The sequence below is a fragment of the Micromonospora sp. ABR4_055 genome (assembly GCF_056160425.1).
Window position 1 is genome coordinate 17,458 of sequence record NZ_JBSWXD010000013.1, and the last position, 15,052, is coordinate 32,509.

Annotated in this window: 12 protein-coding genes; 4 read left to right on the top strand and 8 right to left on the bottom strand. The window is 72.4% G+C overall.

Going from position 1 to position 15,052, the window contains the following annotated elements; genetic code table 11:
- Position 1: 1 nt before the first annotated feature.
- The 3 genes from ACXAHD_RS05885 to ACXAHD_RS05895 form a co-directional block, all read right to left on the bottom strand.
- The gene (locus ACXAHD_RS05885) at positions 2-2,950 is read right to left on the bottom strand and encodes a Na+/H+ antiporter subunit A (RefSeq protein WP_475049038.1); all 2,949 of its coding nucleotides are present in this window, start codon (positions 2,948-2,950) and stop codon (positions 2-4) included.
- A 177-nt stretch (positions 2,951-3,127) separates the two neighbouring features.
- Complete coding sequence (locus tag ACXAHD_RS05890) at positions 3,128-3,574, bottom strand: hypothetical protein (RefSeq protein WP_475049040.1); 447 nt, start codon at positions 3,572-3,574, stop codon at positions 3,128-3,130.
- A gap of 166 nt (positions 3,575-3,740) precedes the next feature.
- On the bottom strand, positions 3,741-4,082 hold the full coding sequence (locus ACXAHD_RS05895) for a hypothetical protein (RefSeq protein ID WP_281554006.1): 342 nt from the start codon (positions 4,080-4,082) through the stop codon (positions 3,741-3,743).
- Between the two features lie 186 nt (positions 4,083-4,268).
- On the opposite strand from ACXAHD_RS05895, the gene ACXAHD_RS05900 reads away from it, so the two are divergent.
- The 4 genes from ACXAHD_RS05900 to ACXAHD_RS05915 all read left to right on the top strand — a co-directional run bounded on the left by ACXAHD_RS05900 (position 4,269) and on the right by ACXAHD_RS05915 (position 11,296).
- The gene (locus tag ACXAHD_RS05900; RefSeq protein ID WP_281554005.1) at positions 4,269-8,885 is read left to right on the top strand and encodes an ATP-dependent helicase; all 4,617 of its coding nucleotides are present in this window, start codon (positions 4,269-4,271) and stop codon (positions 8,883-8,885) included.
- Between the two features lie 138 nt (positions 8,886-9,023).
- Positions 9,024-9,263, top strand: a complete 240-nt coding sequence (locus tag ACXAHD_RS05905) for a CPCC family cysteine-rich protein (RefSeq protein WP_281554004.1) — start codon at positions 9,024-9,026, stop codon at positions 9,261-9,263.
- A 336-nt stretch (positions 9,264-9,599) separates the two neighbouring features.
- Positions 9,600-10,331 (top strand): DUF4142 domain-containing protein, encoded by a 732-nt coding sequence (locus ACXAHD_RS05910; RefSeq protein ID WP_281554003.1) that lies wholly within the window; start codon positions 9,600-9,602, stop codon positions 10,329-10,331.
- Between the two features lie 122 nt (positions 10,332-10,453).
- A complete protein-coding gene (locus tag ACXAHD_RS05915) occupies positions 10,454-11,296 on the top strand; it encodes a DNA-formamidopyrimidine glycosylase family protein (protein ID WP_281554002.1) in 843 nt (280 codons plus the stop codon).
- Here the strand turns inward: ACXAHD_RS05915 and pspM are convergent.
- From pspM to pgsA, 5 genes are all read right to left on the bottom strand, one after another.
- Positions 11,199-11,984, bottom strand: a complete 786-nt coding sequence (gene pspM, locus ACXAHD_RS05920; protein WP_281554001.1) for a phage shock envelope stress response protein PspM — start codon at positions 11,982-11,984, stop codon at positions 11,199-11,201. The two genes, ACXAHD_RS05915 and pspM, sit on opposite strands and share 98 nt — an antisense overlap.
- 32 nt (positions 11,985-12,016) lie before the next feature.
- On the bottom strand, positions 12,017-12,898 hold the full coding sequence (locus ACXAHD_RS05925; protein WP_281554000.1) for a PspA/IM30 family protein: 882 nt from the start codon (positions 12,896-12,898) through the stop codon (positions 12,017-12,019).
- A gap of 232 nt (positions 12,899-13,130) precedes the next feature.
- Positions 13,131-13,643: a helix-turn-helix domain-containing protein gene (locus tag ACXAHD_RS05930; protein ID WP_281553999.1), complete on the bottom strand. Its 513-nt coding sequence runs from the start codon at positions 13,641-13,643 to the stop codon at positions 13,131-13,133.
- Positions 13,644-13,809: 166 nt separating this feature from the next.
- Positions 13,810-14,307 (bottom strand): CinA family protein, encoded by a 498-nt coding sequence (locus ACXAHD_RS05935; RefSeq protein ID WP_281555506.1) that lies wholly within the window; start codon positions 14,305-14,307, stop codon positions 13,810-13,812.
- A gap of 80 nt (positions 14,308-14,387) precedes the next feature.
- Positions 14,388-14,990 carry a CDP-diacylglycerol--glycerol-3-phosphate 3-phosphatidyltransferase gene (gene pgsA, locus ACXAHD_RS05940; protein ID WP_475049045.1) on the bottom strand — a complete coding sequence of 201 codons (603 nt, stop codon included), beginning with the start codon at positions 14,988-14,990 and terminating at the stop codon, positions 14,388-14,390.
- Positions 14,991-15,052 lie beyond the last annotated feature (62 nt).

Here is a 15,052-nt window from a genome sequence, read left to right on the forward strand (position 1 = left end):
GTCAGCTCCTTCCTCCGGCGACCCGGTCGCTGCCGGCACCCGGTGCGGTGGCGTTGCCGGCGGCACCCGGTGCGGTGGCGAGCTCGCCCTGCGGGGTGTCGTCCACCTCGACGTCCGGCTCGGCGGACCGCGCGATCTGCCGGTCGACCTCGGCGCCGAGGCTGCGCAGGATGTCCAGGACCAGGCCCACCACGATCAGGTAGACGCCCACGTCGAAAAAGAGCGAGGTGACCAGGTGGACGTCGCCGATCACCGGCAGGTGCAGGTCCACGATGGCGCTCTGCAGCACGTCGGCGCCGACCAGGATCGGGCTCAGCCCGGCGCCGATCGCCAGGAACAGACCGACGCCGAGCACCAGCCCGGCGTCCACCGGTGCCGCCTCGTTGAGTTCGTGGCGGCCACCGGCGAGATAGCGCACCGCCAGTGCCAGTCCGGCCACCAGCCCGCCGGCGAACCCGCCCCCGGGTGCGTTGTGGCCGGAGAAGAGCAGGAATATCGAGTACACCAGGATGGCGTGGAACAGCAGCCGGGTGACCACCTCGAAGATGATCGACCGGCCCCGCGCGGTCTGGGTAGCGCCGCCCCGCAGCCAGATCCGTTGGCGCCGGGACCGGGTTGGCGGTGACGGGCCGCCCGGCCGGCCACCGTGGCCGGCTGCGGTCGCGGCGCCGACCCGGCGGGGACCCGGCCCGGTACGCGGCCGCAGGAACACCAGGCTGGCCACGCCGGTCGCCGTGACGACCAGCACCGAGATCTCCCCCATGGTGTCCCAGGCCCGGATGTCGACCAGTGTCACGTTCACCACGTTGCGCCCGCCGCCGTATTCCACCGCCTGTTCGGGGTAGGCCGCCGAGACGGGTGCCGCGTCCCGGTTGCCGACCGCCGCCATCGCCATGCCGGCCATCACCACACCGACGACGACCCCGAGGGCGATCCGTGCGTACCGGCTGGAGCGCAGTGGACGTTCCGAGAAGTAGATCGGCAAGCGACGGACCACCAGGACGAACACCACGATGGTGATCGTCTCGACGAGGAACTGGGTGAGCGCCAGGTCGGGCGCGCCGTGCAGGACGAACATCAACGCGGTGCAGTACCCGGTCACCCCGGCCAGGATGACGGCCTTCAGCCGGCGTTGTGCCCGGACCGTGGCGATCGCGGCAACCACCAGGACGGCGGCCACCCCGATCTGCGCCGGCGTGTCGTACCAGCGCCACTGCCCGGTCCATGGGCGGGTCACCAGCAGCGCCCCACCGGGCACGGTGACCAGCACCAGCAGGATGATGCCGAGGTACTGCGGCAGCGACCCGCGCTGGGTGGCACCGGTGACCTCCACCGATATCCGGTCGAGCAGGTGGGTCGCCTGGGCGTAACTGGTCGCCCCGTCGGTCGGGGCCCGCAGCCGCCGCTGCACGGCGGCCACCCGCTCCCGGGCCAGGAACAGCGCGGCGCCGCCGACGAGCGCGACCAGGGACAACCCCAGTGCGGGGGTGAATCCGTGCCACAGCGCCAGGTGGTAGTCACCCGGGCCGAACAGTCCGGCGTACGGAGTGAGCACCGTGTCGACGACGCCGGCCGCCGGACCGAGCAGCAGGCCGAGCAGCGCCAGTACGCCGGCCGGCAGCACGAACACCGGGCCGACCGACGCGGCGGTGGTCGGCTCCCGACCGGGCTTGCCGGCGAACGCGCCCCAGATGAACCGGGCGCTGTACGCGGTGGTGAGCACCGAGCCGAGGACGATCAGCGCCAACACGACCGGGTCCGGTGCGAACGCCTCCAGCACCGCCTCCTTGCCGACGAAGCCAAGCAGCGGCGGCACCCCGGCCATCGACGCGGCGGCGAGTGTGGCGGCCACGGCGACCGCCGGCATCCGTCGACCCAGCCCGCTCAGCTCGGTGAGGTCGCGGGTGCCGGCGCACCGGTCGACGATGCCGACCACCAGGAACAGGGTCGCCTTGAACAGGGCGTGAGCGAGCAGCATCGTCGCCCCGGCCAACGCCGGGGCGCGTTCGCCCGCGCCGGTCACCAACACCAGCAAGCCGAGCTGGCTCACGGTCCCGTACGCCAGCAGCAGCTTGAGGTCGGTCTGGCGCAGCGCCGCCCAGCCGCCGACCAGCATGGTGGCGGTGCCGGTGGTGACGATCAGCCAGTACCACCAGGGGTTGCCCGCGTACACCGGTGACAGCAGGGCGACCAGGTAGATGCCGGCCTTCACCATGGCGGCGGCGTGCAGGTAGGCGCTGACCGGGGTGGGCGCGGCCATCGCCGAGGGCAGCCAGAAACTGAATGGGAAGATCGCCGACTTGGACAGCGCGCCGACGAGGACCAGCACCAGCGCGACGGCCAGGTAGCCGCCTGCCGGCTGCGGGCCGGCCGCGATCTGCGACCAGCGGTAGGTGCCGGCCTGCTCACCGAGCATGATGAACCCGACGAGCATGGCCAGGCCGCCCAGGGTGGTCATGATCAGCGCCTGGGCGGCGGCCCGGCGGCTGGCCCGCTTCTCCGGATGATGGCCGATCAGCAGGTAGGAAAAGACGGTGGTCAGCTCCCAGAAGACGTAGAGCAGGATCAGGTCGTCGGCGAGGACCAGACCGAGCATGGCTCCGGCGAATCCGACGAAGTTCGCGGTGAAGCGGCCGAGCCCGGGCTCACCCGGCGCGAAGTAGCGGGCGCAGTAGATCAGGACCAGGGCTCCGACGCCGCCGACCAGCAGCACCATGAGCCAGGACAGGGTGCCCACCCGAAACGCCAGGTCGAGGCCGAGCTGCGGCACCCACCGGTACGTCTCGTCGAGCGTGGCACCGTCGCGTACCGCACCGGTGTTGGCCAGTGCCCAGCCGGCGGCGGCGCCGGGCGCGGCGGCCAGCAGGTAGCAGGCACGCGGACCCCACCAGCGGACCAGCGCCGGCGCCACGAGCGCCGTCGCCAGGTGGACGATGAGCAGTACCAGCACGCATGGCTCCAGGTAGGTATCGTCGCGGGCCCGCGCGCCGGCACGGGTCCGTTGCCGGGCTCGCCGGCCCGGCGGGTGAGGAACGCCGGACGGCGCGTCGCGGCCGTGGCGGGGTGACGTGACGGGGCGGAGGCTCGGGCCGGCCGGCCCCGGACTCCGCCGGGTCGGTGGCCCGGCTCAGTCGAGAATGGGCAGGTGCGCCGCCGCGGTGGTCAGCTGCGCGGCCAGCCGGTCGGGTGGTGCCCGGCTGGAGCAGGGCAGCGTCCCGCGGCGCAGGAGCGGACCAGCGGCCGACGACCGGGCGGCCCGGCCGGTGGCGGATGGCGCGGCGGACCAGGTTGGCGTGGTGACGGTACCGGTCGGTGTGCCGTGGTCGTCACCGGCTGGGCCGGGCCGGGCCGACATGCTCTGCTGCTGCCGGTGGTCGGCGTCGTCGACGCAGTTGCGACCACCGGGCGAGACGGTCTGGTGCAGCAGCGTGGCTCCGATGGAGGCCGGCCCGGCGGCGACGGCGACGGCCGGTACGGCGACCGAGGCGGCACCGTGCACGGCGGTGACGGTGAGCAGGACGAGTAGGACGACGGCGATCCTGCGCGGAGCCGGGAGGTGGCGCAGCTGTGCCATCCGTGCCCCCCTCCGCTGTCGATCCCCGCCAGCCTACCGGTCTTTCGGTGACGGCTGCCTGGCTGGCCGTGCCTGCCTGGCGGTGGCCGGGCCTGGGCGTCGCCGGATTCCGGACTTTGGATGGTAAGCGATCACAGCGGATTCGGTGGTTACCGTACGGTTACCGTCATGTGCCGGCTGGTTCGGTGGGAGCCGTCGTCGGCGTGGCGGGCATCGCCGGGCGGGCCGGCGTCGCCGGTCCGGCGGGTGCGGGCACGTCGGCGAGCGGCAGCCGACCTCGTCGGCTGGCCAACAGCATGTGGTAATGCACGGTGGCGCGTACCCGCGCCCGGTCGGCGGCGCTCGCCGATCCGCTGTCGACGACCAGGGCCCGCAGGGTGTCGGCGAACCGGTCCACCGCCACTGGGTCGAGCCGGTGGTGCCGCAGCCGCAGCAGGGCCACCAGGCCGTCCACCTTCCGGAGAAGCACCTCCGTGTCGTGGTGGAGGCCGCGCTCGACAACGGGCATGGGGGTACTCCTTGAGAGATCGGACGATGACAGAAAGTTACTCCATAACTACTAAGTCGGGCAAGCCAGACCTGCCGGTCTCACCCGAATTTGTGGGATTCGGTCGCTCGGACGGCCCAGCTTCGTCGTACCCGGCGGGCAGGATGGTTCACGCTGGCAGCCGGACGGACCGATGGAGGGACAGCGATGACCGCGGTGTTGGAGCGCTTCGGGGCAGCCACCCGGGAGTGGTTCTCCGCCGCCTTCGCCGGGCCCACCGCCGCGCAGACCGGCGCGTGGGAGGCGATCAGCGACGGCCGGCACGCCCTGGTGGTCGCACCCACCGGATCCGGCAAGACCCTCGCCGCGTTCCTGTGGTCGCTGGACCAGCTGACCCGCTCGCCCGCTCCCGACGATCCGCGGCTGCGGTGCCGGGTGCTCTACCTGAGCCCCCTCAAGGCACTCGCGGTCGACGTCGACCGCAACCTACGTACCCCGCTCGTCGGCATCGGCCAAGCCGCCGCCCGCATCGGTGCACCGGCACCGCAGGTGACCGTCGGCATTCGCACCGGCGACACCCCGGCCGATCAGCGACGCAGCTTCCTCCGGCAACCGCCGGACATCCTCATCACCACTCCCGAGTCCCTGTTCCTGCTGCTCACCTCGGCCGCCCGGGAGTCGCTGCGCGGCGTGCGTACGGTCATCGTCGACGAGGTGCACGCGGTCGCCGGCACCAAACGCGGTGCGCATCTGGCGCTGTCGCTGGAGCGGTTGGACGCGCTGCTGCCGGCGCCCGCCCAGCGGATCGGCCTGTCCGCCACGGTCCGGCCGATCGAGGAGACCGCCCAGTTCCTCGGTGGCTATCAGCCCGTGCAGGTGGTCGCCCCGGCCACGGCCAAGACGATCGAGGTCAGCGTCCAGGTGCCGGTGCCGGATCTCGACCAGCTGGACGAACGCGAGACGGTGCAGGAGGACGCCGACGGTCCGCCGCCGGCCGGCCGGTCGATCTGGCCGGCCGTCGAGGAACGCGTCTTCGACCTGATCCGGCGGCACCGGTCGACCATAGTGTTCACCAACTCCCGGCGCTCGGCGGAACGGCTCTGCGCCCGGCTCAACGAACTCGCCGCAGACCGGGCGGACGGCACGGACCAGCAGTCCGGCCCGCCCCGCGCCGACAGCAGCGGCAACGACCGGCGGTCCAGCACCCGGATGCCGGCGGAGATCATGGCCCAGTCGGACACCGCACACGGCGCCCCGGCAGTGATCGCCCGCGCCCACCACGGCAGCGTGTCGCGCTCTGAACGGCAGCAGATCGAAGAGGCGTTGAAGTCCGGCCAACTGCCGGCGGTGATCGCCACCTCCAGCCTGGAGCTCGGCATCGACATGGGTGCGGTCGACCTCGTCGTACAGATCGAGGCACCGCCGAGCGTCGCCGCCGGCCTGCAGCGAATCGGCCGGGCCGGGCACCAGGTGGGCGCGCTGTCGCACGGGGTGATCCTGCCCAAGCACCGTGGTGACCTGCTGGCCTGTGCGGTGGTCAGCGAGCGGATGTCCCACGGCGCCATCGAGCAGCTGCGGTACCCGCGCAACCCACTCGACGTCCTGGCCCAGCAGATCGTCGCCATGGTGTCGCTCGATCCCTGGCCGGTGGACGCGCTGGCGACCCTGGTACGCGGCGCGGCCCCGTACACCGACCTGCCCGACTCGGCGCTGCACGCGGTGCTGGACATGCTCTCCGGTCGGTACCCGTCGACCGCTTTCGCCGAACTGCGGCCCCGGCTGGTCTGGGACCGCGACGCCGACCTGCTCACCGGACGGCCGGGCGCGCAGCGGCTGGCCGTCACCAGTGGAGGCACGATCCCGGACCGTGGCCTGTTCGGTGTCTTCCTGGCCGGGGCGGAACGGCCCGTGCGGGTCGGCGAACTCGACGAGGAGATGGTCTACGAGTCCCGGGTCGGCGACGTCTTCCTGCTCGGCGCGACGTCGTGGCGGATCGAGGAGATCACCCCGGACCGGGTGCTGGTCACCCCCGCCCCGGGCCAGGCAGCCCGGATGCCGTTCTGGAAAGGCGACCAACCCGGTCGCCCGGTCGAGCTGGGCCGTGCGCTGGGCGCCCGGCTGCGCCAGGTCGGCCGGCAGGACCCGACCGCCGCCCGCGCCGGGCTGCTGTCGTCCGGTCTGGACGACTGGGCCGCCGACAACCTGCTGCGCTACCTCGACGACCAACGCGCCGCCGCCCGCAGCCTGCCGGACGACCGGACGGTCGTCGTCGAACGGTTCCACGACGAGCTCGGCGACTGGCGGCTGGTCGTGCACAGCGTCTTCGGTGCCCAGGTGAACGCGCCGTGGGCACTGGCGATCGGCCAGCGACTGACCGAGCGATACGGCGTCGACGCCCAGGTGCTGCCCGCTGACGACGGCATCGTCATCCGGCTACCCGAAGTGGCCGACACACCACCCGGTGCCGACCTGGTCGCCTTCGAGAGCGACGAGATCAGCCAGCTCGTCGAAACCGCCGTCGGCGGGTCGGCCCTGTTCGCCGCCCGGTTCCGGGAATGCGCCGCCCGGGCGCTGCTGCTGCCACGCCGGGATCCGCGACGCCGGCAGCCGCTGTGGCAGCAGCGGCAACGCGCCGCCCAACTGCTCGACGTGGCCCGGGAGTTCACCGATTTTCCGATCACCCTGGAGGCGGCGCGGGAATGCCTGCGGGACGTCTTCGACATGCCGGCGCTGGTCGGGCTGATGGGCGACCTGGCGGCACGGCGGCTGCGGTTGGTAGAGGTCGAGACACCGCGACCGTCACCGTTCGCCCGTTCCCTGCTGTTCGGCTATGTCGGAGCGTTCCTCTATGAAGGGGACCTGCCGCTGGCCGAGCGCCGGGCCGCCGCGCTGAGCCTCGACTCAACATTGCTCGGTGAGCTGCTCGGCCGGGTCGAGCTGCGGGAACTGCTCGACCCGGCGGTGCTCGCCGAGACCCACCGGCAGCTGCAGTGGCTGGGCGGGCACCGCCGGGTGTGCGACGCCGAGGACCTGGCCGAGCTGCTGCGGGTCGTCGGCGACCTGGCCGACACCGAGTTGCTGGCCCGGCAGGTCGACCCGGGCTGGCCGGCCGAGCTGTCCCGGGCCCGGCGCGCGGTGCGGGTGCGGATCGCCGGGCAGGAGCGGTGGATCGCGGTGGAGGACGCCGGGCGGATGCGCGACGCGCTCGGTGTCGCGCTGCCGGTCGGCGTCGCTGCGGCGTACCTCGCCCCGGTGGCCGACCCGCTCGGCGACCTGGTCGCCCGCTACGCCCGTACCCGGGGGCCGTTCGACACCGCCGCGTGCGCCGCCCGGTTCGGGTTGGGCGCCTTTGTCGTCGAACAGACCCTGCGGCGGCTCGCCGCGACCGGGCGGATCGTGGCCGGCGAGTTCACCCCGGGGCGGGCCGGCACCGAGTGGTGCGACGCCGATGTGCTGCGGCTGCTGCGGCGCCGATCGCTCGCGGCGCTGCGCCGCGAGATCGAGCCGGTGCCGGCCACCGCCCTGGTCCGGTTCCTTCCCCGGTGGCAGCAGGTCGCCGGCCCGGGTCGTGGGGTGGACGGCGTGGCTGCCGCCGTCGAGCAACTGCAGGGGGCGGTCCTGCCGGCCGCAGCGGTGGAACGGCTGATCCTGCCGGCCCGGGTGGCCGACTACTCCCCCGCGCACCTGGACGAGCTCTGCGCCTCCGGCGAGGTCACCTGGTCCGGTGCCGGCGCGGTCGGCGCGGGTGACGGCTGGATCCGGTTGGTGTTCACGGAGACCGCGCCCCTGCTGCTACCGGCGCCGGACCCGGCGCTCACGCTGACCCCGGTGCACGAGGCGGTGCTCGCCGCCCTCGCCGACCAGCAGGCGCTGTTCTTCCGGCAACTGGCCGACCGGGTCAACGCGGCGCTCGCCGGCACCGCTGGCGTTGCGCCCGCCGACACTGCCGATCCGGCCGGGCGGATCGAGACGGCGATCTGGGATCTGGTGTGGGCCGGCTGGCTGACCAACGACACACTGGCTCCACTGCGGGCCGTACTCGGCCCGCGCCCGACACAACGGGTCCGCACCGCCGCCGGGGCACGGGGTCGGGCCCGGCGGGTCGGTCGGGAGTTCGTCGCCCGTACCGCCGCACCGCAGTTGGCCGGTCGGTGGTCACTGCTGCCATCCCGCGACCCCGACCCGACCCGGCGGGCGGCGCTCACCGCCGACGTGCTGCTCGAACGGCACGGGGTGGTGACCCGGGGGGCGGTCGCCGCCGAGGGGCAGCCGGGTGGGTTCGCCGCCGTGTACCCGGTGCTGGCCGCGTTGGAGGAACGCGGTGCGGCCCGCCGGGGCTACTTCGTCGACGGACTCGGTGCGGCCCAGTTCGCCGTACCGGGTGCGGTGGACCGGCTGCGGGAACTCGCCAATTCCGATCCGACGCACCGCCGGCAGCCGGAGGCGGTGGTGCTGGCGGCAGCCGATCCGGCGAACCCGTACGGCGCGGCACTGCCCTGGCCGGAGCGACCGGTGGACAGCGCCGACGAGTCGAACGCGGGGCACCGACCCGGGCGCAAGGCCGGGGCGCTGGTGGTCCTGGTCGACGCGGAGGCGGCGCTCTACGTCGAACGAGGCGGTCGCAGTCTGCTCTGCTTCACTCAGGACGGACAGCGGCTCGAGGCGGCGGCCCGGGCGCTGGCCGACGCGGTGAGCTCCGGGGCACTCGGCACCATCACGGTCGAACGCGCCGACGGGGAGCGGGTGCACAGCTCCACGCTACGGACGGCGCTGGCCGCCGCCGGCTTCCGGGCCACGCCACGTGGACTGCGGTTACGGGGCTGATCGTGAACGTCGGGCCAGGCACCGCCGGCACGGGCGGGTGCGCCGGAGGTACCCGCCGTCGGCGGTGCGCTTGTCGACGGACCGCCGACGGGGTACCTCAGGCACATGCCCGAAACGTTCCTGTGGAAGGCTTAGCGGGTGGTCCCGTACTCCGTCGACAGATGCCCCTGCTGTGGCTACCGGACCGGATGCACCACCTGCCCCGTCTGCTTCTGGACCGACGACGGCCAGGGCGATGGCGACGCTGAGGTGGTGCGTGGCGGGCCGAACGGCGACTTGAGCCTGTCCCATGCCCGGCTCAACTTCGCAATCTACGGCGCCAGCCATCTGCGCTACGCCGACATCGTCCGGCCACCGCGTCCCGACGAGTCACCGTAGCGATTCCAGTGATCCGCCGGGTCAGGAATTGGCCGACATTCTGCTACGGTATCGGCGCCCTGTTACCGCGACGCCACGAACCGCACTCCTACCACGAGATACCAGGCGGCCAGATTCGCGCTATGTGAACAAGCCCGTGACCTCCACGTTGAACCGGGAACATCAGCTGAACAGACGATGCCGGCAATCTCAGTAAGATTAGCCACAGCAAACGTTTAGGTGCTCCTTTTTTTCTGTGGTTCCGAGCCGAAAGCATTGACGCGCAGGCGGCATTCGACATAACGTTCTTGTCGATCATCGACCGCTCTGTCGACCCCACTCGGAGGTTGAAACACTATGGCCCGGGCACGATCTGCGGCACACACCCCGCGCCGGTTGGCAGCAGTCCTGGTGGGTCTCGTCGCCGGGCTGCTCGCACTGCCCGGCGCCGCGCTCGCGCAGCCCTCCGGAGCGACCCAGCTCGCCGCCACCGACATCCAGTTGCTCAACGGCGTCCGGCTCGCCGGACTGTGGGAGATCCCGGCTGGTGTGCTGGCCGCAGAGAAGGGCAGCACGCAGAGGGTCCGCGAGGTCGGCGCCGAGATTGCCGACCAGCACATCGAGCTCGACCTGTTGGTGGTCGAAGCGGCCAACGAGCTCGGCGTGGAGCTGCCTACCGACCCGACCCCCACCCAGCAGGGCTGGGTCGACGAGATGAAGGTCGCGGAGGGTGCCCGGTTCGACCGGATCTTCGTTGAGCGGCTCCGCGCCGCCCACGGCAACATCTTCCCGGTCATCGGTGCGGTCCGAGCGAGTACCCGTAACGACGTCGTCCGGCAGCTCGCGCAGGACGCCAACGGCTTCGTCCAGACCCACATGTCACTGCTGGAGAGCACCGGTCTGGTGCGGTACGGCGAACTTCCCCCGGTTCCTCTGCCGGCACCGCCGGACGACAGCCTCCTCGCTGCGGTACAAGCCAACGCGGAGATCAACAACGGTATCAACTCGACAGCGATCTGGGTGGTGCTGATCGGTGCGCTGGCGCTCGGCACCGCAGCCACCTTCGCCGTGTTCCGACGACGATACTGACCGTCATCGTCACCCTGACTGCCCGGGCCGGAGACATCTGGCCCGGGCAGTCGGCTGTCCGGCCTGAGGCAGTCGGCCGGCTATCGGCCCGCCCGGTCACGACCTGCGGCAGGATTGTCGTCGTGCCTGAAGGCGACACCGTCTGGAACACCGCTCACCGGCTGCGGGAAGTGCTGGCTGGCCGGCTGCTCACCGGCAGCGACTTCCGGATCCCCCGGCTCGCGACCACCGACCTGTCCGGCTGGACCGCGCTGGACTGCGTGAGCCGTGGCAAGCACCTGCTGCTGCGGCTCGCGGCACCGGACGACCGGCGGTACACCTTGCACTCGCACCTGCGGATGGACGGCAGTTGGCGGACCTACCGGGTCGGTCAACGCTGGACGGCCCGGCCGGCACACCTGATTCGCGTGGTGCTGCGCACCGGTGAATCCGTCGCCGTCGGCTACCACTTGCACGAACTGATGCTGGTGGTGACGGACCGCGAGTCGGAGCTCACCGCCGGGCTGGGGCCGGATCTACTCGGTGCTGACTGGGACGCGACCGAAGCGGTCCGCCGGCTCGCCGCTCGGCCCGAGACGCCCGTCGTCGAGGCGCTACTCGACCAGCGTAATCTCGCCGGGATCGGCAACGTCTACGCTTGCGAGTTGCTGTTCCTGCGTGGTGTCGCGCCCGGTACGCCGGTCCGCGAGGTGCCGGACCTGGCCGCCGTCGTCGACCTGGCACGCCGGCTGCTGGTCGCCAACCGGGGGCGGGCCAGCCGCAGCATCACCGGCCTACCTGGGGAGGCCACCTACGTGTACGGCCGCTGGCGGCGGCCGTGCCGCCGCTGCGGCACGGCGGTGCGACGCACCGAGTCGGCGGGCCGGGTCACCTACTGGTGCCCGACGTGCCAGCCGGGTCTGGTGGCTGGCGCAGCTCCGCCAGCCCGGCGGCAACCCCCCGCAGCAGGTCACCGGCCTCGGTGAGCCGGCTCACCGACGGGTGCTGCCCGACCGCACGACCGTCCTCGGCGACGTAGTTGGCGGCCGCCGCGACGAGACCTTCGTAAGCGACGGTGCCGGCTTCCAACTGCTCGACGAGCACCCGGTGAGAGTTGGCCAGCCCGGCATCGGCCGGAGCCAGCCGTACCGCCTTCTCCACGCTGGCCACCCGGTACGCCAGGTCGCGCAGGGACTGCTCGGCCACCGCGGCTTCGAGCTGGGCCGACTCGCCCGGCCCGGTCAGCCGCGGCACCAGCCCGGCGAGGGTACGCGCGGCCCGGTCCAGCCGGGTCCAGACGTCCGCCGCCACCGTTCCGCGCAACGCCAGCAGCGCCTGCTGTCGGCGTACCTCACCGACGGCGGCCCGGCCGAGCGGAATCCGCTCGACGGTGGCGACCAGCTTGAGCCGGGCCTGCTCGGCGGCGATGGCCGGATCCGGCGTGGGGGGTGGCGGTTGCCCGGCCAGCGCCCGCAGGTCGGACCAACGCCAGAAGGCCAACGCCGTGCTGGCACCGGCCGCCGCCGCCCATACCGCGTCGACCGGACTGACCCCCGCGTACGGCAGCAGCACCGCCGCCGCGCCACCGAAGCCGCCAGCGAGTACGGTCCACCGGCGGGCACCCCGACGCAGGCGACGCAGCCTGCGGAAGTAACGAGTCCGTGGATCCACCACCGTTGCTCCTTCCCGCCCCCCTGGCCCGATGGTCAGCCGGCGGCGGAGGCGTCACCGGTGTTCTTGTCCTTCGCCATCGAGGCACGGAGCTGGTCGAGGCGGGCGACACTGGCACCGTCCGCGCCGGCCGTGCTGTCCGCACCCGCCGGGGTCTGCTCGACCGCCGGCCCTGGCTGTGCCCCGGCGAGCTTCTCTCCCGCCATGCTGGCCCGGATCTGGTCGAGCCGCGACGAACCAGCCATGTCGAGGGTGGACTTCTGCACCTCGAGCATCCGCCCCTCGACGGAGTTGCCGGCCAGCTCGGCCCGGCCCATCGCGGTGGCGTAGCGCTGCTCGATCTTGTCCCGCACCTCGTCGAGCGACGGCGTGTTCTTCGGCGCGGCGAGCGCCGACATCGACTCCAGCGACGACGCCACGGTCTCCTGCATCTTGGCCTGCTCGAGCTGGCTCAGCAACTTGGTCCGCTCGGCCAGCTTCTGCTGCAGGATCATCTGGTTGTTCTCCACCGCCTGACGGGCCTGGGCGGCGGCGGCCAACGACTGGTCATGCAGGGTCTTGAGGTCCTCCATCGACTGCTCGCCGGCGACCAACTGGGTGGCGAGAGTCTGGGCGGTCTGCTCGTACTTGTTCGCCTCCGCCTCGTCGCCCTCGGCGCGGGCCTTGTCGGCCAGCACCAGCGCCTGCCGGGCCATCCCCTGCAGTCGCTCGACCTCGCTCATCTGCCGGGAGAGTTTCATTTCCAGCTGTCGCTGGTTGCCGATCACCGCGGCGGCCTGCTGAACCAGTGCCTGGTGCTGGCGCTGGGCGTCCTCGATCGCCTGCTGGATCTGCACCTTGGGGTCGGCGTGCTCATCTATCTTGGCGCCGAACAGCGCCATCAGGTAGCGCCAACCCTTGACGAACGGGTTCGCCATCTCTGCGGTATCCCCTCACTATCGGCGCGAACGGTCAGGCGGTCACGGCGGCCCGACCCGGGCGGTACGGTGCGCCGGCACCCCTACCATCGTCCCAGGCCGTCGCCACCGCGTAAGCCGCCATCGGTGGGATCCGGCAGGGTGGGCCGGTTGAGGGTCAACCCTAGTGTCCCGGATCCAGCGGTGGCGAGCCCAGGATCCGGCAGCCCGCAGCCGCTCGATCGGCTGCGGCTCAGGCGGCGCAGACGACGTCACGGTCCCGACCACCGGTGTTCGGCACCCGCCGGGAGGCCCGCAGCGTCGTCTTGAGCGGCGAGTCGCTGCGGACCGAGACGGTCACCCCGCCCTCGGAGGCGACCTGGTGCGCCGAAGCGTCGCCCCGCTCGGTCGTACCGACGGCGCCGTCCGGGGCGGAGCGCAGCGCTTCGCTGTGGCTCGGCCGCTCCTCCAGGGGCCGCTCGGACGACGTCGGGGACTGCTCGGGAAACGGAACCAGCAGGCCCTGCCGCTGCTCAGCGACGGCGACGGTGTGGCTCACGTCACGCAGCACCTCCGACAACTGGGCACCCAAGGCGTCGCAGATCGCAGCGAGCAGCTCACTCGAGGCTTCCTTCTGGCCGCGCTCGACCTCGGAGAGGTAGCCGAGGCTGACGTTCGCGGCGGTGGAAACCTCGCGCAGAGTCCGGCGCTGACCCTGCCGGCGGGCACGCAGCGCGTCACCGATAACGCGGCGTAGCAGGACCATCGCACCTCCCCCTGTCCGGGACCGGCCGGCGAGTGCCGGAGGCTTCCCGCAACCTTATCCGTTCGCCACCCGATCGACACCCCACCCGAGAGCACGAATCGGGCCCGGCAGGGCGATCAGAGTCAGATGTCAGTTATATCCGCTCGGCGTTGCGGGTGTCCCCCGCTCAGGGCCGCGTGGCGTGTAGTTGCGTCGTCAGCAGCCGCAGGGCAGCGGTCACGCTCGACCTGCGTACCGCATCCCGACCGCCGCCGAGGTCCAACCGCCGGACCTGATGCACTCCAGCCGGACCGGCCAGGGCAACGTAGACTCGCCCGATCGGCTTGCCGCCCTGCGGCTGTGGGCCGGCCACCCCGGTGGTAGCCAGCGCCCAGTCGGCGGCGCACCGGACCCGGGCACCCCGGGCCATGGCGACCGCGACGTCCGGGTCGACCGGTCCCCGGTCGGCGAGCAACCGCTGCGGCACCCCGGCCAGGGTACGCTTCAGGTCGGTGGCGTACACGACCAGCCCACCGCGGAAGACCAGGCTCGCCCCGGCAACCTCGACCAGGGCGGACGCCAGCAAGCCACCAGTGAGCGACTCGACGACCGCAAGCGTCTCGCCCCGCTCAGCCAGGGCGTGCACGACCGCCGCAGCCGGGCTGCCGCTGGCCGACCGCCCCATGCCGAGATCGCCGCCGTCCGGCGGCGGCCGCCCGCCCGCTGACGCGCCGGCCGGAGGCACCCGGTCCGACCCGGCCGAGGTCACCGGTCCGGCCCGGTACGGCGCAGCCGCAGCGCGCGGACCAGGTAGTCCAGCCCGGTCGCCACGGTGACCAGCAGCGCGGCCGCCATGATCCACGGAGCGACTGCGGCGAGCACCGACGGCAGCGGCAGCAGGTACCAGACGATCGCCGTGATCTGCAGCGCCGTCTTCGCCTTGCCGCCCCGGCTCGCCGCGATCACCCCGTGCCGCAGCACCCAGAAGCGGATCAGCGTGACCCCCCACTCACGCACCAGGATCAGCCCGGTCACCCACCAGGGCACCAGGTCGTACCAGGACAGCAGTACCAGCGCGGTGCCGGTCAGCGCCTTGTCGGCGATCGGGTCCGCGACCTTGCCGAACGACGTCACCAAGGCGTACCGGCGGGCGATCCAGCCGTCGATCAGGTCGGTCGCCGACGCGACGACGAACGTCAGGCAGGCGGCGATCTGCCAGCCCGGGTGGGTCATCCCGGAGAGAATCACGAACACCACGAAGACCGGCACCAGCACCATGCGTAGCCCGGTGAGCGCGTTGGCCGCGTTGACCACCGGTACCGCGGCGACGGCGGTACGCGGACCGGCGGTGGCGCCCGGCTCGGTCATCAGAGTCCTTCCGTGGATACTCCGGCGTTGCGGCCGGGGAGGAATCGGAACTCCTGCGGAGC